This window comes from Ruegeria sp. BB10 (genome assembly GCF_056535725.1).
Genome location: NZ_JBQFIW010000001.1, coordinates 98,510 through 118,468 on the forward strand (window position 1 = coordinate 98,510; position 19,959 = coordinate 118,468).

21 protein-coding genes are annotated in these 19,959 nt (G+C 57.9%); 12 read left to right on the forward strand and 9 right to left on the reverse strand.

The genetic code is table 11. The features are described from left to right. Window positions 1-107: 107 nt before the first annotated feature. On the reverse strand, window positions 108-1,088 hold the full coding sequence (locus ACR3EP_RS00485; RefSeq protein WP_480635800.1) for a TraB/GumN family protein: 981 nt from the start codon (window positions 1,086-1,088) through the stop codon (window positions 108-110). 124 nt (window positions 1,089-1,212) lie between these two features. Here ACR3EP_RS00485 and ACR3EP_RS00490 point away from each other — a divergent pair, with 124 nt between their 5' ends. The 6 genes from ACR3EP_RS00490 (at window position 1,213) to ACR3EP_RS00515 (ending at window position 7,015) form a co-directional block, all read left to right on the forward strand. Further along, complete coding sequence (locus ACR3EP_RS00490) at window positions 1,213-1,887, forward strand: DUF2161 domain-containing phosphodiesterase (protein WP_480635801.1); 675 nt, start codon at window positions 1,213-1,215, stop codon at window positions 1,885-1,887. Window positions 1,888-2,038: 151 nt separating this feature from the next. Then, window positions 2,039-2,326: a co-chaperone GroES gene (gene groES, locus ACR3EP_RS00495; RefSeq protein WP_170347836.1), complete on the forward strand. Its 288-nt coding sequence runs from the start codon at window positions 2,039-2,041 to the stop codon at window positions 2,324-2,326. A gap of 53 nt (window positions 2,327-2,379) precedes the next feature. Next, entirely contained in the window at window positions 2,380-4,023 is a 1,644-nt protein-coding gene (groL, locus tag ACR3EP_RS00500; protein ID WP_170347837.1) for a chaperonin GroEL, read from the forward strand. A gap of 189 nt (window positions 4,024-4,212) precedes the next feature. Then, window positions 4,213-5,055, forward strand: a complete 843-nt coding sequence (locus tag ACR3EP_RS00505; protein WP_170347838.1) for a DMT family transporter — start codon at window positions 4,213-4,215, stop codon at window positions 5,053-5,055. Between the two features lie 38 nt (window positions 5,056-5,093). After that, window positions 5,094-5,867: an alpha/beta fold hydrolase gene (locus tag ACR3EP_RS00510; protein ID WP_480635803.1), complete on the forward strand. Its 774-nt coding sequence runs from the start codon at window positions 5,094-5,096 to the stop codon at window positions 5,865-5,867. Further along, window positions 5,864-7,015: an alpha-D-ribose 1-methylphosphonate 5-triphosphate diphosphatase gene (locus ACR3EP_RS00515; RefSeq protein WP_480635805.1), complete on the forward strand. Its 1,152-nt coding sequence runs from the start codon at window positions 5,864-5,866 to the stop codon at window positions 7,013-7,015. Before ACR3EP_RS00510 ends, ACR3EP_RS00515 begins: the two co-directional genes overlap by 4 nt. A 1-nt stretch (window position 7,016) precedes the next feature. On the opposite strand, the gene ACR3EP_RS00520 is transcribed toward ACR3EP_RS00515, so the two are convergent. Further along, window positions 7,017-8,084, reverse strand: coding sequence for a 5-(carboxyamino)imidazole ribonucleotide synthase (locus ACR3EP_RS00520; protein ID WP_480635807.1), 1,068 nt, complete (start codon window positions 8,082-8,084; stop codon window positions 7,017-7,019). Further along, complete coding sequence (gene purE / locus ACR3EP_RS00525) at window positions 8,077-8,565, reverse strand: 5-(carboxyamino)imidazole ribonucleotide mutase (RefSeq protein WP_170347842.1); 489 nt, start codon at window positions 8,563-8,565, stop codon at window positions 8,077-8,079. Before purE ends, ACR3EP_RS00520 begins: the two co-directional genes overlap by 8 nt. A 161-nt stretch (window positions 8,566-8,726) precedes the next feature. On the opposite strand from purE, the gene ACR3EP_RS00530 reads away from it, so the two are divergent. Then, window positions 8,727-10,112 (forward strand): FAD-binding oxidoreductase, encoded by a 1,386-nt coding sequence (locus ACR3EP_RS00530; protein ID WP_480635808.1) that lies wholly within the window; start codon window positions 8,727-8,729, stop codon window positions 10,110-10,112. 91 nt (window positions 10,113-10,203) lie between these two features. Here ACR3EP_RS00530 and ACR3EP_RS00535 read toward each other — a convergent pair whose 3' ends face one another. After that, window positions 10,204-10,428 (reverse strand): YdcH family protein, encoded by a 225-nt coding sequence (locus ACR3EP_RS00535; protein ID WP_058280035.1) that lies wholly within the window; start codon window positions 10,426-10,428, stop codon window positions 10,204-10,206. Window positions 10,429-10,593: 165 nt separating this feature from the next. On the opposite strand from ACR3EP_RS00535, the gene ACR3EP_RS00540 reads away from it, so the two are divergent. From ACR3EP_RS00540 to ACR3EP_RS00555, 4 genes are all read left to right on the forward strand, one after another. Then, window positions 10,594-11,007 carry an Hsp20 family protein gene (locus tag ACR3EP_RS00540; RefSeq protein WP_170347844.1) on the forward strand — a complete coding sequence of 138 codons (414 nt, stop codon included), beginning with the start codon at window positions 10,594-10,596 and terminating at the stop codon, window positions 11,005-11,007. A 5-nt stretch (window positions 11,008-11,012) separates the two neighbouring features. After that, a complete protein-coding gene (locus tag ACR3EP_RS00545; protein ID WP_170347845.1) occupies window positions 11,013-11,237 on the forward strand; it encodes a DUF1150 family protein in 225 nt (74 codons plus the stop codon). Between the two features lie 109 nt (window positions 11,238-11,346). Next, a complete protein-coding gene (locus ACR3EP_RS00550) occupies window positions 11,347-12,234 on the forward strand; it encodes a PhzF family phenazine biosynthesis protein (RefSeq protein WP_480635810.1) in 888 nt (295 codons plus the stop codon). Further along, a complete protein-coding gene (locus ACR3EP_RS00555) occupies window positions 12,231-13,106 on the forward strand; it encodes a glycosyltransferase family 10 fucosyltransferase (protein ID WP_170347847.1) in 876 nt (291 codons plus the stop codon). Before ACR3EP_RS00550 ends, ACR3EP_RS00555 begins: the two co-directional genes overlap by 4 nt. On the opposite strand, the gene ACR3EP_RS00560 is transcribed toward ACR3EP_RS00555, so the two are convergent. The 5 genes from ACR3EP_RS00560 to trxB all read right to left on the reverse strand — a co-directional run bounded on the left by ACR3EP_RS00560 (window position 13,103) and on the right by trxB (window position 19,151). Beyond that, on the reverse strand, window positions 13,103-13,951 hold the full coding sequence (locus ACR3EP_RS00560) for a hypothetical protein (RefSeq protein WP_480635812.1): 849 nt from the start codon (window positions 13,949-13,951) through the stop codon (window positions 13,103-13,105). The genes ACR3EP_RS00555 and ACR3EP_RS00560 overlap by 4 nt on opposite strands. A 120-nt stretch (window positions 13,952-14,071) precedes the next feature. Further along, on the reverse strand, window positions 14,072-15,790 hold the full coding sequence (locus tag ACR3EP_RS00565) for a bifunctional sulfate adenylyltransferase/adenylylsulfate kinase (RefSeq protein WP_170347849.1): 1,719 nt from the start codon (window positions 15,788-15,790) through the stop codon (window positions 14,072-14,074). Between the two features lie 216 nt (window positions 15,791-16,006). Next, window positions 16,007-17,677, reverse strand: coding sequence for an adenylate/guanylate cyclase domain-containing protein (locus ACR3EP_RS00570; protein WP_170360523.1), 1,671 nt, complete (start codon window positions 17,675-17,677; stop codon window positions 16,007-16,009). 69 nt (window positions 17,678-17,746) lie between these two features. Next, complete coding sequence (locus ACR3EP_RS00575) at window positions 17,747-18,205, reverse strand: RES family NAD+ phosphorylase (RefSeq protein ID WP_480635815.1); 459 nt, start codon at window positions 18,203-18,205, stop codon at window positions 17,747-17,749. Between the two features lie 4 nt (window positions 18,206-18,209). After that, complete coding sequence (gene trxB / locus ACR3EP_RS00580) at window positions 18,210-19,151, reverse strand: thioredoxin-disulfide reductase (RefSeq protein ID WP_170547954.1); 942 nt, start codon at window positions 19,149-19,151, stop codon at window positions 18,210-18,212. A gap of 226 nt (window positions 19,152-19,377) precedes the next feature. On the opposite strand from trxB, the gene ACR3EP_RS00585 reads away from it, so the two are divergent. Further along, window positions 19,378-19,878, forward strand: a complete 501-nt coding sequence (locus tag ACR3EP_RS00585) for an Lrp/AsnC family transcriptional regulator (protein WP_170374263.1) — start codon at window positions 19,378-19,380, stop codon at window positions 19,876-19,878. Window positions 19,879-19,959: the final 81 nt, after the last annotated feature.

Genomic DNA, 19,959 nt, shown 5'->3' on the forward strand with positions numbered 1-19,959 from the left:
CAGCGTCCTGAGGATGATAATTTGCGCGCCTTATAGGGCGGTCCGCCGGGGTTGTCACCCGGCAGAATCCTTGCTGCGACGGTTGGTCTGTCTTTTGCCGAGCGCGATCAGAATGGCGCGCGGGTCAAGATATATCCAGCCTGCTGCAATTGGTTCAGCAATCCATGCGCGCCGCCTAGATGTCCAGCACCCACTGCGATCACGGCGGTCTGATCTTGAATGTCCAGAATCCTCGGCATCCAATTGTTGTTTCGCCCGACCAGTAAGTGCTGTTCGAACGCCTGCCATTCTTCGTCAAACACTTCCGGCGACATGCCAGAATGCTCTCGCGCCAAAATACGGCCTAGTTCGATGGATTGTGCGTGATTTTCCTCGAAATATGAGTTTGTCATGGTGGCCAGCTGATCGTCGCTGGTTTCGTACGAATTGACCCACCGCGCTAGCGATTCCACCTGTTCCTCAATCGAGTGGATTTCAAACATGGTCATCAGTTCCTCAATGCTCTCCAACGAAAATTGAGGGATGCCTTGATCTTCGGCTAAAACGGTCAGACGCGCATCCAGCCCATGATTGGCGTTCGGGTCCTGAAGTAGGCATGTAGGCATGGCCAGAGTCATGCCCAGAAACCAGGGGCGCATTTTCGCTCCCATCCAACTGGGTATGCCGCGTTCGGCCAGGGCGGAAGACAGGGTTGTCCAAGCCTCTTCGGGTAGCAGGTCAATCAAGGTGGGGCCGGACGTAATCAAGATCGGGCTCGGGTCCAGAGCCAGTTCCTTTTCCCAGGCCTTCATCTTGTCTTGGGTTACTTCGAAATAAAATGCATCGGCTTGGCTGAGTATTGGCGTCAGGTTTGCGACAATCGCATCCATGCGCGGATCGTTCAGGTGCATCGTGCCTATCAGGTGCAGCACCGTTGTGCCCTTTGTTGCGATCCAGTGGTTGCCTTCTGCAAATGGGACGTTGGTCAGGGTTTCTTTCAGCTCGGCGTGGGCTGCAGGTGACAATTCGCCCTTTAGATCGCGCCCCTCGCAAGCTGCGTGAACCGTGACGGGCAGCAACAGGCAGATCACCAGCAGAATTATGCGCATGTGGAAATTTCCTTTGAAAACAGAGTTGCTGAGACACTGCCTCGGCAGGTGAATGGGTGCAAGGCCGATTGGAAAGCTGCGCCTAGCGTCTGGCATTCCGTCGCAAATAGCATAGCATGCAAACATGAACCGAGAGCAGGATCTCTATCCCCCCATCAAGGCGCTGTTAGAGCGTCAGGGCTATTCCGTCAAAGGCGAGGTTGGCGCGGCTGATATCGTGGCCGTGCGGGATGGCGAAGAACCGGTCATCGTCGAGCTTAAGCTGCGGTTTTCGCTGGCATTGTTCCATCAGGCGATCACACGGCTGAAAGTGACGGATCAGGTTTACATCGGGGTGTGCAAGCCCAAAGGCCGCAGCGCGCGTCGGGCGCTGAAGGACAATCTGGCGCTGTGTCGCCGGCTGGGGTTGGGGCTGATCACCGTGCGGGCCGATGGCAAGGTCGAGGTGCAATGTGATCCCGGCCCGTACGCACCGCGCAAGTCCAAGGCTAAGACTGCACGACTGTTGCGTGAGTTCGACCGGCTTGAGGGCGATCCCAATGCAGGCGGTGCCACGCGACACGGGATCGTCACGGCCTATCGTCAGGACGCCCTGAAATGCGCGGCACATCTGGCGGAATGTGGGGCAACCAAAGGGTCCGAAGTCGCCAAGGCAACCGGCGTTCCTGAGGCCACTCGCCTGATGCGCGACAATCACTACGGTTGGTTCGGTAAGGTGGAAAAGGGCGTCTACGACCTGACCGCCGTCGGGCAGGACGGTCTGAAACACTGGGCTTACAGCTGGGAACAGCCTGACTGAGCCCGGTTGCAAAAAATCGATCACAGCTTGTTGACTCGGGGATTGCGACCCCCTAGCTATGCGTCGTTATCACTCTCATCACCCGAGTGCTAACGCCTCGCCATCCGGCGAGGGGAGGATAAATAAACTTTGAGCCCAAGGAGCTGCAAAGATGGCATTGAAACCGCTTCATGACCGCGTGTTGGTTCGCCGTACCGAAAGCGAAGAAAAAACAGCAGGCGGGCTGATCATTCCTGACAGCGCTAAAGAAAAGCCCAGCGAAGGCGAAGTCGTTGCAACCGGCGAAGGCGCACGCAAGGACAGCGGCGAACTGATCGCAATGGCTGTAAAATCCGGTGACAAGATCCTGTTCGGCAAATGGTCGGGCACCGAGGTTCAGGTCAACGGCGAAGAGCTGCTGATGATGAAAGAAAGCGACATCATGGGGATCATCGAGTAAGCCGCGCGCTTCTCTGATCTTCATTTCCAACTTATTTCTCAAGGAGAGACAATATGGCTGCTAAGGACGTCAAGTTCGACACCGATGCCCGCAACCGCATGCTGTCAGGTGTGAACATCCTGGCCGATGCTGTCAAAGTGACCCTGGGCCCAAAAGGCCGCAACGTGGTTCTGGACAAATCCTTTGGCGCACCGCGCATCACCAAAGACGGTGTTTCGGTTGCCAAGGAAATCGAACTGGAAGACAAGTTCGAAAACATGGGCGCGCAGATGGTGAAAGAAGTCGCCAGCCGCACTAATGACGAAGCCGGCGACGGCACCACCACCGCAACCGTTCTTGCGCAGGCAATCGTTCGCGAAGGCCTGAAGCAGGTTGCAGCGGGCCTGAACCCGATGGACCTGAAGCGCGGTATCGACCTGGCAACCGCCAAGGTTGTTGAAGGCATCAAAGACGCCTCGCGCGAAGTCAAAGACTCGGCAGAAGTTGCTCAGGTTGGCACCATCTCGGCCAACGGCGAAGCCGAAATCGGCCAGCAGATCGCAGACGCGATGCAGAAGGTTGGCAACGAAGGCGTCATCACCGTCGAAGAAAACAAAGGTCTGGAAACCGAGACCGATGTTGTCGAAGGTATGCAGTTCGACCGTGGCTACCTGTCGCCTTACTTCGTCACCAACGCAGACAAGATGATCGCAGAACTCGACGACTGCATGATCCTGCTGCACGAAAAGAAACTGTCCTCGCTGCAGCCGATGGTTCCGCTGCTCGAGCAGGTGATCCAGTCGCAAAAGCCGCTGCTGATCATTGCTGAGGACGTTGAAGGCGAAGCGCTGGCAACTCTGGTTGTCAACAAACTGCGCGGCGGCCTGAAAATTGCTGCTGTCAAAGCACCGGGCTTCGGCGATCGCCGCAAAGCCATGCTGCAGGACATCGCGATCCTGACCGGCGGTCAGGTTATCTCGGAAGATCTGGGTATGAAGCTCGAGTCCGTCACCATGGACATGCTGGGCACCGCCAAGAAAATCGAGATCACCAAAGACGAAACCACCATCGTCGACGGTGCTGGCGAGAAAGCCGAGATCGAAGCACGTGTTGCTCAGATCCGCACTCAGATCGAAGAAACCACCAGCGACTACGACCGTGAAAAGCTGCAAGAGCGCGTTGCCAAACTGGCAGGCGGTGTTGCCGTTATCCGCGTCGGCGGCATGACCGAAGTTGAAGTGAAAGAGCGTAAGGACCGCGTTGACGATGCTCTGAACGCAACACGCGCTGCAGTTCAGGAGGGCGTTGTTGTCGGTGGTGGTGTTGCTCTGGTTCAGGCCGGTAAAGCACTGGAAACTCTGGAAGGTGCAAACGCTGACCAGAACGCTGGCATCAACATCGTTCGCAAAGCCATCGAAGCGCCGCTGCGCCAGATCGCCGAGAACGCAGGTGTTGACGGTGCGGTTGTTGCGGGCAAAGTCCGTGAATCTGCTGACGCAGCATTCGGCTTCAACGCACAGACCGAAGAATATGGTGACATGTTCTCGTTCGGCGTGATCGATCCGGCCAAGGTTGTCCGTACCGCTCTGGAAGATGCGGCATCGGTTGCTGGCCTGCTGGTCACCACCGAAGCCATGGTTGCAGACAAGCCTGCCAAAGAAGGCGCAGCACCTGCAGGCGGCATGCCCGACATGGGCGGCATGGGCGGCATGATGTAAGCACGTCGAATTCGCCCCGGCGAATTCCGACGATCCCGACAAGCGCTTGGCCCTATGGCCAGATTGCTTAGAGGGACCGCCATAGAACTTACTGACGGGGTCGCCTTTGGGCGGCCCCGTTTCTTTTTACCACTACGCCGCGCTGGAAAGTGAGTGTGCAAACGCTCGCGATACCGCTATGCGGTTGATATGCGTTTGTTTCTGCTCACCACTCTGACCATGTGCGCCTTTGCGGCGAATTCGATCCTGAATCGTCTGGCCATAGACAGCGGTGCCAGCGACCCCGCCGGGTTTGCCATAATTCGCGTGTTGTCCGGGGCAGTGGTGCTGACCGGTCTGGTTTGGCTCAGGTCAGGTCGTCTGCCATTGCGCAACCGGCGCAGGTTGGCGGGGGCAGGATCGCTGTCACTCTATATGATTGGGTTTTCCATCGCCTATCTGACGTTGGATGCGGGCCTTGGGGCGCTGATCCTGTTTGGCGTTGTGCAGATCACAATGTTCGCAGTGACGTCGTTAACCGGCAATGCTCCGACTGCGCGACAGATGGGGGGCGCGGCAATCGCCCTTATGGGGCTGGTCTATGTCCTGTGGCCGTCCGGAGCAGTACAGGTCGACCCGATTGGCGCAGCTCTGATGACAGCTGCCGGGGTCGGATGGGCAGTCTATTCGCTGGTTGGGCGGTTTGAGCCTGACGCCCTTGCTGGAACGGCGGCCAATTTCGTTATAGCCCTGCCGGTTACTGCGCTAGCGTTAATGCTGACCGTTGGGGGTTGGCAGATGAGTGGCGCTGGCTACCTGCTGGCTGCCCTTTCCGGAGGTGTGACCTCGGGGATGGGCTATGCCGTATGGTATCGGGTTTTGCCGCAACTGGCGCCAAGCACGGCGGCGGTAGTGCAATTGAGCGTACCAATCATCGCCATCCTCGCTGGCGTTTTGTTGTTGGGAGAAGTCGCCAGTTTGCGCCTGATCTTTGGCGCGGCGCTGGTTCTGGGCGGCATCGCGCTGGCTGTCCTGCGCCTGAAGCCGCGCTAGGGGTTTCAACGCAATCGGATAACGCTTATCTGGCGGCTATGAGATATCTGCTTGCCCTGTTTCTTTTCCTTGTTCCCGCCTTGGCCCAGGCCAAATGCGTGGTGCTTTTACACGGGCTGGCGCGGACCGAGGCGTCCTTCACAGTGATGGAACAACTGTTTCAGGCGCACGGGTACACCGTTGTCCGACCCGGCTATCCTTCGACCGATTTGCCGATACCTGAACTGGCGAACCAGACATTGCCGGACGCCTTCGCGGCCTGTGGTGATGAGACCGTGAACGTGGTGGCGCATTCAATGGGTGGCATCCTGCTGCGCTATTGGTTGCAGGACCATCACCCGGAAAATCTGGGCCGTGTGGTCATGCTCGGCCCGCCCAATCAGGGCAGTCAGCTTGTGGATGAACTGGGCGCGTATGAGGTGTTCGGCATGCTGCATGGCCCCGCCGGGCTGGCCTTGGGCACGGGCCCCGAGGGCATACCGCGCAACCTGCCATCCGTTGAGTTTGAGGTGGGCGTGATCGCGGGTGAGAACTCGCTGAACCCGCTGTTTTCCTCGCTGATCGACGGCAAGGATGACGGCAAGGTCTCGATTGAAACGACAAAAGTGGACGGCATGACGGATCACATCGTTCTTCCGGTGACGCACACTTTTATGATGAACAATCCCCGCGTCATGGCGCAGGCGCTGCATTTTATCGAATTCGGGCAATTCGATCCGCAGATCACCTGGCTGGATGGCGTCATGGATATCATCAACGAAATCTGTATCGGGCAGGATTGCTCGGAACCCGAGTCGGAGCCCACGCAATGACCGCATTGAATCTGACCCTGACCGGTGCAGAGGTGCTGTTGCCGGAGCATGGCCTCGTGCCCGCCGATCTGTCTCTGGCGGATGGCATTATTCAAACGGATCGGGCCGGGCGACAGATCGACCTGTCCGGCTATCTTGTTCTGCCCGGCATTATCGACCTGCACGGGGATGGGTTCGAACGCCATATCGCGCCACGCCGCGGGGCGATGAAGCAGATGGACGAAGGCATTCTCTCGGTCGAGGCTGAATTGGCTGCGAATGGTATCACTACCGCCGTTCTGGCCCAGTTTCACAGTTGGGAGGGTGGGGTTCGTGGCCCGGAATTCGCGGATCAGGTGTTTCGCGCCATAACCTCGGTCAAGGATCGCGTCGTGACCGACCTGATGCCTCAGTTGCGGTTCGAGACACACATGCTGGATGACTATGCGGACCTGCCCGGCCGTATCGCGGACTGGCAGGTGCCCTATGTCGTGTTCAACGACCACCTGCCGCATGACCGTCTGGCCGAGGGGCGCAAGCCGCCGCGTCTGACCGGCCAAGCCCTGAAAGCCGGGCGAAACCCAGACACGCATTTTGAAATGCTGTTGTCCATGCACGCCCGTCGTGACGAAGTGCCAGCGGCGCTGGACACGCTATGTGCGGCTTTGGACTCACAGTACGTGCGCATGGGCAGCCATGACGACGCGACTGCACAAATACGGGCCGACTGGCGGGCGCGGGGGGCGCATATCTCGGAATTCCCGGAAACGCTCGAAGCCGCTGAGGCCGCGCGTGCGGCCGGGGATTACATCATTTTGGGGTCGCCCAACGTGGTGCGCGGTGGATCGCACAAGGGTAATGTCAGCGCGCTTGACCTGATCACGATGGGATATTGCGATGCGTTGGCCTCGGATTATCACTATCCCAGCCCGCGCCGCGCGGCGCTGATGGTGGCGAAGTCTGGCTTGGTGGATTTCGCCGGGGCCTGGGCGCTGGTGTCATCCGGCCCCGCCCGTGTCCTTGGTTTGCAGGATCGGGGCAAGCTGGCCCCCGGCCAGCGCGCCGATCTGGTGATACTGGATGCCGAAACCCGCCGCGTAGCCGCCACGCTGGCTGGCGGGCGGGTTAGCTATTTGTCAGGTGATATTGCGGCGCGGTTTGTTGGCTGATTCACCGTGCAATGCGGTTGAAATGCCCCATTTTGCGGCCTGCCTTAACCTCGGCCTTGCCATAGAGATGCAGCGCCACGTCGCGTTCCTGCGCTAGTTCGGGCACGCGGTCCATGTCCGCTCCGATCAGGTTTTCCATGACCACGTCCGAATGCCGCTGACCATCTCCCAAAGGCCATCCTGCGACGGCCCGAATATGCTGTTCGAACTGATCCACGGCGCAGCCATTCTGCGTCCAGTGGCCCGAGTTATGCACGCGTGGCGCGATCTCATTCACGATCAGACCGCCGGGCGTCACGAACAGTTCGACGCCCATGACGCCGACATAATCCAGCGCGTTTAGGATGTTGGCGGCCAACAGAACGGCATCTGTCCGTTGCGCCGGGCGCAGACGGGCAGGGACTGTTGTGGTGTGCAGGATACCATCGCGGTGTATGTTTTCACCGGGATCGAAACAGGCAACCTGACCGTCCAGCCCGCGGGCCGCAATGATCGATACCTCGTGGCTAAACTCCACAAACCCCTCAAGGATCGCGGGTGCCCCGGCCATATCGGCCAGCGCGGCTTCGGCATCCTCGGGTGCGCGCAGACGGGCCTGCCCCTTACCGTCATAGCCAAACCGGCGCGTTTTCAGGATTGCGGGCGTACCGATCTGCGTGATCGCCGCATACAGGCTGTTCAGATCGGTGATATCCGCGAAAGGCGCGGTTTGCAGGCCAAGCCCCTGCAGGAAATTCTTCTCGGTCAACCGGTCCTGGCTGACGCGCAGCGCTTCTCGCCCCGGACGGATCGGGCAGTGCGCTTCAAGCAGGTCCAGCGCTTCGGTCGGGATGTTCTCGAACTCATATGTGATGACATCTACCGACCCGGCAAACACCTTTAGCGCATCGATATCGTCATAGGCGGCGGTGGTCACGCGATCGGCCACTTGGCCGGCAGGAGGGTTGGCGCCGGGTTCGTAGATATGGGTCACAAACCCCAGACGAGACGCTGCCACGGACAGCATCCGGCCCAATTGACCGCCGCCCAGAACTCCGATCCTGGCACCCGTTTGCAATGCGTCACTCATCGACGGGCTCCTCGGGGATCGACGCCGACAGTGCATCGCGCCATGCGTCCAGTCGTTGCGCCAAAGCGTCATCCTGCAAGGCCAGAATCCCGGCCGCCATCAGGCCCGCGTTGGCACCACCGGCGGCGCCGATGGCCATAGTGGCAACAGGGAACCCTTTGGGCATCTGCACGATGGAATACAGAGAGTCGACGCCCGACAGGGCCCGCGTCTGTACCGGAACGCCAATCACCGGCACCCGTGTTTTCGACGCCATCATGCCAGGCAGATGCGCGGCCCCACCGGCCCCGGCAATGATCACATGCAGCCCGCGTGATGCGGCGGTCTTGCCATAGTCCCACAAGCGGTCCGGTGTGCGGTGCGCCGAGACAATGCGCTTTTCGTACGCGATGCCTAACTCATCAAGAATGTTCGCGGCTTCCTTCATCGTGGGCCAGTCCGACTGGCTGCCCATGATGATCCCCACTTTCACATCACTCATCCGCTTGTTTCCCTGCCGTCTGAAAGAGCGCGCACTATAGCTAAATCGGTCCCAGAGGCAATGTGGTTTGGCGACCGTATGGCTCGTCTGACGTCCTGCTGAAAATACATTCGAATTAGTGTATACTTGATCGCGGGACAGTGGTTCCCGAGGAGGTACCCATGACAGATACAGTTTTGAAAAACCGGGACGGCCAAGCCGTGCCGCAGGACAGTATTGAGGCATTCAAATCGCAAATTCGCGGGGCACTGATTTTGCCCGGTGACCCCGAGTATGACGGTGCGCGCAGTATTTGGAACGCGTTGGTTGACAAGTATCCCGGTGCAATACTGCGGTGCCACGGCACCGCCGATGTCGCAGCGGCCGCCAGGTTCGCGTTTGAAAACAACATACTGGTATCGGTAAGAGGTGGCGGTCATAACGTGGGTGGGCGCGCCGTCTGCGATGATGGCCTCGTAATTGACCTGTCCTGCATGCGCGCGGTCCATGTTGATGCAGAAACCCAAACCGTACGCGCTCAGGGCGGGGCCACGTTGGGAGATGTAGACTGCGAAACACATCTTCACGGCCTTGCTGTGCCATTGGGCGTCGTATCGCAGACAGGTATTGGCGGATTGACGACGGGTGGCGGATTCGGCTGGATGGCACGAAAATACGGGCCAACCTGCGACAACGTTATCGAGGCCGAAGTCGTAACGGCGGACGGTTCGATCAGAACTGCGAATGCGAACAGGAATCCAGACCTTTATTGGGGCATCTGCGGCGGCAGCGGAAATTTCGGCATCGTGACGTCATTCCTTTACAGGGCGTATCCTCTGTCTACGGTGTTGGGGGGCATGATTGCATATCCCCGAGCCGACGCCGCCGAAGTGCTGCGAGGTTTTCGGGATATCGTTTCACGGGCACCTGATGAACTGACGGTCTATGCGGGGTTGTTGTGGGGACCGGATGGAACGCCGCTAACAGCTATGGTGCCGTGTTGGATTGGAGACGATAAGGAAGCTGGGCGTCAGGCAATCCAACCCCTGACGGAGATCGGAGAACCTTTGGTCGTCGACCTGCACGAGATGCCGTTCCCCGCCAAACAAAGCATGCTGGATGGGGCCTATGGTCCAGGCAGCCGGAACTACTGGAAATCTGCATATCTCAACGCGCTGACGGATGAGGCCATTGATACGATCGTTGCACAATCCGAAGGGATGACAATACCCGGTTCGGGCATTCTGATCGAACATTGCGCTGGCGCAGCAAAGTCCAAATCAAATGGGGACAACGCCTTTGCGCAACGCGGTCACGACTATCTGATTGCGATACTACCGCTGTGGACTGATCCAGCGGATGACGCGGATCAGATTGCCTGGGCGCGGTCCATGCATGATGCAATTGCGCCCTATTCCACGGGCGGAACTTATCTGAACTATCTGGGCGCCGATGAAGACAGCGCGATAGAGACGGCATTTGGTGAAAATCTTGATCAAATGAAAGAAGTTAAGCGGAAATACGATCCGACCAATTTCTTCTGCGCGAACGCAAATGTTTCACCTTGAAACAGATGTCATCCGTTTGAATATGACGTAACACTGCAAAACTCGGTTCATAAGCGCCTTGAATGTGCGTGTGAACCGAGTGGCGGAGTTTTCAGGCAATGATGTCCGGCGTCAAGCGGTCCTCGATCAGGCGAATGATGTCCTTCAGGCGAAGTTTTTGCTTTTTCAGTCGCTTAATCGTCAACTGATCGGCTGTGCCGGTGGACTGCAGCGCCTCGATCGCTTCGTCCAGATCACGGTGTTGGCGGCGAAAAACCTCCAGTTCAACCCGCAAAACCTCATCTGTTTTCATCGAAAGATCTGTTGGCGCATTCATGAGCGACTCAGTGCCTTTTGTGGTGCTTGTGACACAAGATAGTGTGTCAGGGTTTATCCGGCCAGACCTTGTGGACATCACGGCATAATCCCATATTCTATTATACGCGGTTGCCGGAACGGGGCCGCATCACACGTCGCTTTGGCAAAAAAAGGACGAGAATACGTGTCAAAACTTACTCTTGGCTCATACCCGCATCTTTTGGGGTTCGAGCAGTTGGAACGTCTTCTGGAACGGTCTGCAAAGGCCGGTAACGAAGGCTACCCGCCTTATAATATTGAGCAGACCTCGGACTTTTCATACCGCATCACCCTGGCTGTGGCTGGGTTCGCGGAACAGGATTTGTCGATCACAATCGAGGATCGCCAGCTTGTGATCCGGGGGCGTCAACGCGACGACAGCGAGGGGCGCATTTTTCTGCACCGCGGCATCGCCGCGCGTCAATTCCAGCGCATGTTCGTGCTGGCCGATGGTGTCGAGGTGGGCGAGGCGATCATGGAGAACGGTCTGCTGCATGTGGACCTGACCCGCGCCGTGCCTGAGACCGTGGTGCAAACGATCAACATAAAAAAGGGGTAAGAGCTATGAATACACCGATTGAATATAACGCCGAAGGCGACCGCATCGTTTATGTGAAAACCGTCGATGTTGCCGATCTGCCGCGCGATGTCCGGGATAAGGCAGGCGATCTGGATCAGTTGTACGCGGTTCACGATTCCGATGGCCAGCAGCTTGCGCTTGTGACTGATCGTAAGATGGCCTTTTTCCTGGCCCGTGAACACGATCTGTCACCGGTGGCCGTTCACTGAACGGCCCCGCCGGTTATTTTTCGGCGTGACAATCCCAACAACAAGCGCGACACATACGAACCGGCATGAATTGCCCGGCTGATTTACTCTGCATCAGGGGATTTTGCGGATGAGCTGGTTCGATTTCGATTGGGTAGACGCCTTCAGTGATCGCGCCTTTGGCGGCAATGGCTGCGCCGTGGTTTTTGACGGCGCTGACTTGCCCGAGGATGTTTGCACGGCTTACGTGCGCGAGACCTCTCTGGCTGAATGTACTTTTACGGGGCCATCCGATGTGGCCGATATCCGGGTGCGTTACTATTTGGCCAGTCGGGAAATTCCCTTTGCCGGGCATCCCACGATTGCAACTGTCGCGGCGATGCGGTCCCGTGGCATGGTTGAAGGCGACACGCTGACGCTGGAAACTGGTGCGGGAATTGTCTCGATCCGATTGAACGGGGATGACATCGAGATGACGCAGGTCGCACCACAATTCGGCAATCTTGTACCTGCGGGTCTGGTCGCCGCTTCGGTCAGTTTGCCTGAGGATGCGATTATCTGTCAGCCGCAGTTTGTCTCTACCGGGTTGCCCTTTTGCATTACGATTCTGCGCGATCACAAGGCCCTGCGCGCGGCGAAATTGAACCTTGAGATGTTGCGTAAAGTAGCAGCAGAGGCCGGGTTTTCTGGCACGGATATGGCAGAGCCGTTCCTTGTCACGCTGCAGGGTGCGACTGCGGTTGGCGATACGTTCTCGCGCTTGTTGATGGCGCCGCCCAGCCTGCCCGAAGACCCGTTCACCGGATCAGCCACCGGTGCCATGGCGGCTTATCTATGGAAATACGGGATGATAACCAAGGACAGCTTTATCGCTGAACAGGGTCATGACATGGGTCGCCCGGGTCAGGCCGTTGTGACGCGCGTTGGCCCAAGCTATGCGATGACCGGTATCAAAGTCGCAGGGCGCGGTCATGTGTTGATGCGGGGGCAGGTTGATCTGCCCGAGACAACACAATGACACGACCTGCCATTGCCATCCTGCCATATGGGCATCGGCTGGGGCCAAAACTGGCCTCGGTTTCGCTGTCCGAACTGATCTGGCCCGAAGGGTGCCCGGATCGCCTGACCGGCAAGACGGTGGGTGATCTGGAGCGCACCGATCACCTGATCATGTACCCGAACTCGACCGTGCATTTGCGCTTGCGTCGCGGTACCCGCGCGCGGATTTCATTGATGATGGGCGAGCCTTCGGCCATTCACGCCAAACATGATCGGATGCTGCGATATACATGGCGGCGGTTCTTCCGGGTGCTGACCTTTCATGACGTGCTGCTACACAACATCCCGAATGCAGTGTTCCTGCCGTATGGCGTGACGATGGTGCCCGACTGGCAGGACCTTAAGGTTGAGAAAACCAAATCCTGTTCGCTGATTGCTTCGGCCAAGCGCGATCTTGTAGGGCATCAGTTGCGCCATTCGGTGATCGACTGGGTGCGTGAAACGGGTGCAGATGTTGATATCATGGGCCGGGGGTACACTCCGTTTGATCTCAAATCCGACGGGTTAGCACCGTATCGCTATTCTGTGGTGATCGAGAACGTGCGTGAGAAGAATTACTTTTCGGAAAAGCTGACGGATGCGATCTTGTGCTCTTCGGTCCCGATCTATTGGGGTTGCCCGAATATCGGCGATTTCTTCGATACCTCTGGTATGATCCTGTGCGAAACCAAAGAGGATATTCAGCGCGCGATCCAATCCGCATCAATCGAGGATTTTGCCGCGCGCCTGCCGCATCTGCAGGCGATCCAGCAACACGCAGCAGAATATGGGGATTTTGAGGGCAGAGCCGTGCGCCTTCTGCGTGCTGAACTAGACGCGGGCCCGAACTAACCAGCGGGTGCCAACCAGCCTTCTTGCAGAATTGGACGGGCCTCGGGGTCAATCCCGTGCCGATCGCATAGCCGCTGCAGATACGATCCGCGCACCGGCAAACCGCCCGTGTTCTGTGCCATCAGCCGTTTCTGATGACCATAGACGTGGACGGAATGAACCATGTCGCCTTCAATCTGTGCGGTCGGGGTGAACGGGTTGTGCAATTTCCACAGATCATGCTTGGACAGAGGGTAAAACACCTCCGCTTGCATGGCATGGTTGTCCTCGTCGGTCTTGCGCAGGAAATGTGCAAAGGCTTTGGGGCCGGAACTGCCCCAGGGCAGGCTCTCGATCCCCCAGGTCTCACCGTCCTGGATGCGTTGACGGTTGCGCCGGTGCAGCGGACCGCCCCGCCAGGGCTGGGTCGGGTTGGCTGTGGTCACAAAGTCCAGCATATGCGCCAGCGTTTGCGAGTCTGCTGGCAGGCGCAACACTCCGGTCAGGAAATTTCCGGTATGGGACTGTCCAAAGATATACGCTGATGGAAAGGCAAAGGGCCTGACACAATAGGCGTCCAGATCCACCCAGATAAAATCGGTTTTCTGCATCAGCCGCAGACGAAAAATGTCGGAAAAAACCGCGACGCTTCGCCGGTCACCTGCAGGCATATCAAACGGCGCGGGCCAGAAGATATCACTGGCAGGCCTCAATTCGCCCCCTGCGGGAACGCCTTCGATCTCGTGCCCGGTATAAAGAATAAACCGGTGACCCCGATCCAGATAGGATTGGATGCACAATGCCTCTAGCCAGCTTAGTTCTGATCCAAACCAGAAACTGGCTATAGTGGGCAGGTCAGAGGGCATAGGCGTGTTGCGTCCAAATCAGGTCAGGCAAATGCACCAATTGGCCAGCGCCTTGTCAATCGTGCCTACAAAAAAACGGCCCCCGAAAGTCGGAGGCCGCCTGAATGGAATTGCCTGCGCTTAAGACGCGGCGATCAAACCCATGCTTTCCAGCTTGAGCAGCACCTGATGGGCGCAGTTGTCGACATCGACATTTTCGGTCTCGACGCTCAGTTCGGGGTTGGCCGGTACATCGTAAGGGTCGGAAATACCGGTGAATTCCTTGATCTTGCCTTCACGCGCCAGCTTGTAAAGGCCTTTGCGGTCGCGGCGTTCGCATTCTTCGATGCTGGTGGCCACGTGGACCTCACAGAAGGCACCGAACTGTTCGATATCTTCCCGTACCGCGCGGCGGGTGGTGGCATAGGGCGCGATTGGCGCACAAATGGCGATGCCGCCATTCTTGGTGATCTCACTAGCCACGTAACCAATACGACGGATGTTCAGATCGCGGTGCTCTTTCGAGAAACCCAGTTCAGACGACAGATTCTTACGAACGATATCACCATCCAGCAATGTGACCGGACGGCCACCCATTTCCATCAGTTTGACCATAAGCGCGTTGGCGATGGTGGATTTGCCCGAGCCCGAGAAACCGGTGAAGAACACGGTAAAGCCTTGTTCCGAGCGGGGCGGTGACGTGCGGCGCAGTTCGGTGACAACCTCAGGGAAGCTGAACCATTCGGGGATTTCCAGCCCTTCGCGCAAACGGCGGCGTAGCTCGGTGCCCGAGATGTTCAGGATCGTGACGTTGTCCTTGTCTGCGATCTCGTCGTTCGGTTCGTACTGGGCGCGTTCCTGCACATATACCATGTGTTTGAAGTCAACCATTTCGACGCCGATTTCATCCTGGAACTGGCGGAACAGGTCCTGCGCGTCATAGGGGCCGTAGAAATCTTCACCCGCCGAGTTCTTGCCCGGACCGGCGTGGTCTCGGCCAACGATGAAATGTGTGCAGCCATGGTTGGCGCGGATCAGGCCGTGCCAGACCGCCTCGCGCGGGCCAGCCATGCGCATCGCCAGGTTCAGCAGCGACATCGAGGTGGTCGATGCCGGGTACTTGTCCAGAACCGCCTCATAGCAGCGGACGCGGGTGAAGTGATCGACGTCGCCCGGTTTGGTCATGCCAACGACAGGGTGGATCAGCAGGTTGGCCTGCGCCTCTTTCGCAGCGCGGAAGGTCAGTTCCTGGTGTGCGCGGTGCAGGGGGTTGCGGGTTTGGAACGCAACGATGCGGCGCCAGCCCAGCTTGCGGAAATAGGCGCGCAACTCGTTCGGCGTGTCCCGGCGGCCACGGAAATCATAGTGAACCGGCTGTTGAATGCCGACTACGGGGCCACCCAGATAGACCTTGCCAGCCACGTTGTGCAGATAGTTCACCGCCGGGTGCGCATCGTCATCGGCACCAAAGACCTTTTCGGCCTCGCGTGCTTTGTTCGGGGTCCAGCGGTCGGTCACGGTCATGGTGCCGAGAATGACACCTTCCTGATCGCGCAGGGCAATGTCCTGACCCAATTCGATGGTCTCAGCGAAGTCTTCGCTGACGTCCAGCGTGATGGGCATCGGCCACAGGGTGCCGTCGGCCAGACGCATGTTTTCGACGACGTTGTCGTAGTCAGCTTCGCTCAGGAACCCTTTGAGAGGGTTGAACCCGCCATTCATCAGCAGTTCCAGATCGCAGATCTGACGCGGGCTCAGGTCCCAGCTGGTCAGGTCGGCAGCTTCCACTTTCAATTTCTGCGCCGACTCGTACGAAACGTACAGTTCAGAGATCGGAGCCAGATTGCTTAACATCGTCATAGGAATACTCTTGTCGCAGTGCGGTTTTATCGGTGATTCAGGGGTGTTTATGGGGCATGTGCCCCGGCTGCTGGGCGAAGTCCATATACATTCACGAAATTAAGGACGATATGCGCGGTTTTTGTCCGGAATGGAAGGATTTTTCGCCTGACGCAGCTTTTCCCGACTTGTATCCCGCTGACACGCGCCTGTCGTGTGAATTCAGTACATCCGTTCCTAGGCGGCCTTGTCCGTCATAAGGTCCGCAGCGCGCGTCACCGGCAGCGCGGAAACCGGTTGTGTCACGCCGCGCAGCTCAAACGATTGCAGTCCGGACAGATCGCCGTCATACCCAGCCGCCTGCAGTAATTCGGCCGAGACCAGTAGTTCCGCCCCAAGCGCCTTGGTCTGGCCTTCAAGACGACTGGCCACATTAACCGCGTCGCCGACAATGGTGCGCGCAGAACTGCCTGCAGCGCCGATTTCACCTAGTACCAGATCGCCCAGATGCAGACCCATTCCGATGCGTATCCGGGGGCTGCCTTCGGCTTGAAGCTGTTGATTGAAATACTCAAGCGCGCGGCTGACATCGGCGGCGGCCTTCAGTCCGGCACGGGCCGAGTCTTTGGCATTCGGGGTTTCGAACACGGCCAGCAAGCCGTCGCCCATGTATTTGTCGACCACCCCGCCATCCGCCGTGATTGCCGGGACGATGGCATCAAAGAAACGGTTCAGCAGGAATACGATGTCATAGGGCAACTGGCCCGTGGTCCGCGATGTGAACCCGCGCATATCGAGAAACAGAACCGCCAGCTTGCGTTCCTGCCCTTGGCTGGCATGGGCTCGTCCGCGCTTGCCATCAGAGCGGAACATCCGAAACGCAGTGAGGGGGGCGGTTGGCCGTATCTGACAGGCCAGCCTTGCGCCAATCGGGGCGCTGACGGCGGCAAGGCTGCGGGTTTCAACCTCATCCGGGGTGGGCAGTTGATCCGCGCCATCCTCAATGATCACGCGACAGGTGGTGCAACGCCCCTTGCCCCCGCAAAGGGCCGTGTGCGGAATGCCATTGGCCTGCGAAATCTCAAGCAGGGTCATGCCCTTTTCGGCCACGACCTCGGGGCCATCGACATACTTGACCCGGACCGAGTGCCTGCGGCGCCACAGTTTGCGGATAGCATATACCGCCAGCGAGGCCCCCAAGGCGATCCAGAAGGCCATTAACGCATTGTCTTTGACACTGAACATGACCTGAAAGGCCTCGGGCGTGGGCCAGTTGTAATGTTCGATATATTGATCGCGCAGGAACGGATCGGCAAAATCCGCCCAGATGCGGCGCCCTTCGGTAAGCAACCCAGCCAGCGCAAAGCTGGGCACAAATACCGCCAGACCGATCAGGTAAGGCACCCATCTGGACCACCAGCGGGTCAGTCGCAGCCACATGTGCAGCCCAATGCAACTGTGGACCCAAACCACCAGCAACAGCAGGCTTTGCATCCAGATCGCCGAGTTGGGCCACATCAGAATGATGATGTATCCCATCTCGTCATTGACGTTATAGATTTCGTGGGCATAGCGCGTCTGCACGATATGCGAGATCAGTTGCAGCGGGATCAAAAGCCCCAGAATGACCTGCAAGGCCGTGCTGAAGGGCATGCGTAGCGTTCGGCGTTGGCTAATGGAATAAAGCGCAAGGCCAAGGTGGACGAACAGTGCCAGATACAAGATCACGCTGCCCAGACTGTGCCGGGTAACTGCGTGGCGCCCATCCTGCATGCCGTGCAGGTAATCGGTATGGAACAGCCCCAACCCGATATTGATGAAATGAAAGAAGGCAAAGGCGAACAGGGTAAGACCGCTGATGATCCTAAGCCGGGTTGTCCACCCGCCTTGCCATAAAACGCTTTTCAATCAAGCCACCTGTATTCGCCGCGCGTGTTCCTGAGTCTGGTACGGCGACGCGAGTGGGTCAAGTTATGGTTACGTAAATGGCGGTGTCCACGGGGTTGCTTGGGATTCAGCGAAAATAATCGTTGGCGAAAGAGTAAACAGCACAATATGGCTTAGCTCCGGTCGGGACCGAGAGCTGTAGATTAACCCGTCAGCACCCATATCGCGGGCGTGATCAGAGAAGCGCCATGTCGGTGAAACGCCCCGTTCTTCATGGATATCCTGCCAGATAATCGACGCATCGGACTGGCCCCTCAGATCGACCAGTCTTGCACCAGTAACTTGGCCTCTTTGCAATATCCGCGGCGGATCGTCAGGCGAGACATACCGACGAATGGCGACCCCTGCACCTTCGGCGCTGAGAGAGGCATAGAGAGCAATCTGCCCTGAATGATGAAAACGCCCCTCGGGCGCCCAGGCAGGGGCCAAAGGGCCGTCACTTTGGGAGAGAAACAGAATTCTCCAGACCGGGCCGGAGAACTCCAGCATTAGCCTAGTCCTGTTCCGCCAGGAACCGCTCGGCATCCAGCGCGGCCATACAGCCCATACCGGCGCTCGTGACGGCCTGACGATAGATGTGGTCGGTCAGATCGCCTGCCGCGAACACACCCGGCACCGAGGTTTCGGTCGAGCCCGGCTTGGTCACCACATACCCACCCATATGGGTTTCCAGCGAGTCTTTGACCAGCTCATTTGCTGGCGCGTGACCAATGGCGACAAAGACGCCTTTACAGGGAACCTCGGTGATCTCACCGGTTTTGACGTTCTTGACGCGCACACCTTCGACGCCCAGTGGGGAATCGGTGCCGATCACTTCTTCCAACTCGTGGAACCACATCGGCTCGATCTTTTCGTGTTTCAGCAAACGATCCTGCAGAATTTTCTCGGCCCGCAGTTCGTCTCGGCGGTGAATCAGAGTAACCTTGCTGGCGAAATTGGTCAGGAACAGCGCTTCTTCCACAGCGGTGTTGCCGCCACCGATGACCACGATTTCCTGTCCGCGATAGAAAAAGCCGTCGCAAGTCGCACAGGCCGAAACACCAAAACCCTTGAACTTGTCTTCCGATGGCAGGCCCAGCCATTTAGCGCGCGCACCGGTGGCCAGAATGACCGCGTCCGCAGTATAAATATTGCCGCTGTCGCCTTTTGCGGTGAAGGGGCGTTTGCTGATGTCTAGATCACTGATGATATCGCCGATGACCTCACAACCCATCGCCTGGGCATGTTCTTGCATTTTGATCATCAGATCAGGCCCCTGAACTTCGGTGAAACCGGGGTAATTTTCGACGTCGGTGGTTGTTGTCAACTGACCGCCGGGCTCGATTCCCTGAACCAGGATCGGTTCAAGCATCGCGCGGCTTGCGTATACGCCCGCAGTGTAACCGGCCGGTCCCGATCCGATGATCAGAACCTTGGTGTGACGTGTCTCGCTCATGGTACCCCCAACTCGATCTGCCTAATTTGGGCGCGTGGCCCCTGGCGGATGGATATAGCGACCCCTGTGCCGCGCTTAAAGCCCCTTCCTGATTTACGCCTGTCAGACGCTAGGTAGATGACGGTTGAATAAGAACATTGAAAATAAACAATATTGCGCATTCACGAAAGATTATTGCGCATCTGCCGGGTGCTGATATAACAACCGAAAAATTCAGGAGTATTTGATGGTCGCGATACGGCTGGACGAGATTGACCGCAAGATTCTGGCGGAATTGCAGGCAGACGGTCGCATGACCAATGTCGAATTGGCAAAACGTGTGGGAATTTCCGCCCCACCTTGCCTGCGGCGCGTACGCACCCTTGAAGAATCAGGCCTGATCCGCGGCTACCATGCCGATGTAAATTCACGCGAGCTGGGGTTTGAGGTTCAGGTCTTTGCCATGGTCGGTCTGGAGAGTCAGGCCGAAGCCGAGTTGACCGCATTCGAGGAACGCTGCCGCGAATGGCCTTTGGTTCGGGAATGCCACATGCTGAACGGCGAAGTTGATTTCATTCTGAAATGCGTTGCGCCTGACCTAAGCAGTTTTCAGCAGTTTCTGACCGGCAAGCTGCTGACCACGCCGAATGTGGCCAGCGTCAAGACATCGCTCGTTATTCGCGGCGCAAAAGACGAACCAGGCGTGCCATTCGACGTTCTCGAGGAACGCATGAACCGAACGGCCTGAATTCCCGATGTTTCGGATGCGGTTTCATCTGTGGCAGGAAGGCTGCCACCGACATAGAGACCATCCAACTGACTAATAACT

Coding starts and splice junctions, on each gene's coding strand:
- ACR3EP_RS00485 (WP_480635800.1), bottom strand. CDS start 1,088: ATGCGCATAATTCTGCTGGTGATCTGCCTGTTGCTGCCCGTCACGGTT.
- ACR3EP_RS00490 (WP_480635801.1), top strand. CDS start 1,213: ATGAACCGAGAGCAGGATCTCTATCCCCCCATCAAGGCGCTGTTAGAG.
- groES (WP_170347836.1), top strand. CDS start 2,039: ATGGCATTGAAACCGCTTCATGACCGCGTGTTGGTTCGCCGTACCGAA.
- groL (WP_170347837.1), top strand. CDS start 2,380: ATGGCTGCTAAGGACGTCAAGTTCGACACCGATGCCCGCAACCGCATG.
- ACR3EP_RS00505 (WP_170347838.1), top strand. CDS start 4,213: ATGCGTTTGTTTCTGCTCACCACTCTGACCATGTGCGCCTTTGCGGCG.
- ACR3EP_RS00510 (WP_480635803.1), top strand. CDS start 5,094: ATGAGATATCTGCTTGCCCTGTTTCTTTTCCTTGTTCCCGCCTTGGCC.
- ACR3EP_RS00515 (WP_480635805.1), top strand. CDS start 5,864: ATGACCGCATTGAATCTGACCCTGACCGGTGCAGAGGTGCTGTTGCCG.
- ACR3EP_RS00520 (WP_480635807.1), bottom strand. CDS start 8,084: ATGAGTGACGCATTGCAAACGGGTGCCAGGATCGGAGTTCTGGGCGGC.
- purE (WP_170347842.1), bottom strand. CDS start 8,565: ATGAGTGATGTGAAAGTGGGGATCATCATGGGCAGCCAGTCGGACTGG.
- ACR3EP_RS00530 (WP_480635808.1), top strand. CDS start 8,727: ATGACAGATACAGTTTTGAAAAACCGGGACGGCCAAGCCGTGCCGCAG.
- ACR3EP_RS00535 (WP_058280035.1), bottom strand. CDS start 10,428: ATGAATGCGCCAACAGATCTTTCGATGAAAACAGATGAGGTTTTGCGG.
- ACR3EP_RS00545 (WP_170347845.1), top strand. CDS start 11,013: ATGAATACACCGATTGAATATAACGCCGAAGGCGACCGCATCGTTTAT.
- ACR3EP_RS00550 (WP_480635810.1), top strand. CDS start 11,347: ATGAGCTGGTTCGATTTCGATTGGGTAGACGCCTTCAGTGATCGCGCC.
- ACR3EP_RS00555 (WP_170347847.1), top strand. CDS start 12,231: ATGACACGACCTGCCATTGCCATCCTGCCATATGGGCATCGGCTGGGG.
- ACR3EP_RS00560 (WP_480635812.1), bottom strand. CDS start 13,951: ATGCCCTCTGACCTGCCCACTATAGCCAGTTTCTGGTTTGGATCAGAA.
- ACR3EP_RS00565 (WP_170347849.1), bottom strand. CDS start 15,790: ATGACGATGTTAAGCAATCTGGCTCCGATCTCTGAACTGTACGTTTCG.
- ACR3EP_RS00575 (WP_480635815.1), bottom strand. CDS start 18,205: ATGCTGGAGTTCTCCGGCCCGGTCTGGAGAATTCTGTTTCTCTCCCAA.
- trxB (WP_170547954.1), bottom strand. CDS start 19,151: ATGAGCGAGACACGTCACACCAAGGTTCTGATCATCGGATCGGGACCG.
- ACR3EP_RS00585 (WP_170374263.1), top strand. CDS start 19,378: ATGGTCGCGATACGGCTGGACGAGATTGACCGCAAGATTCTGGCGGAA.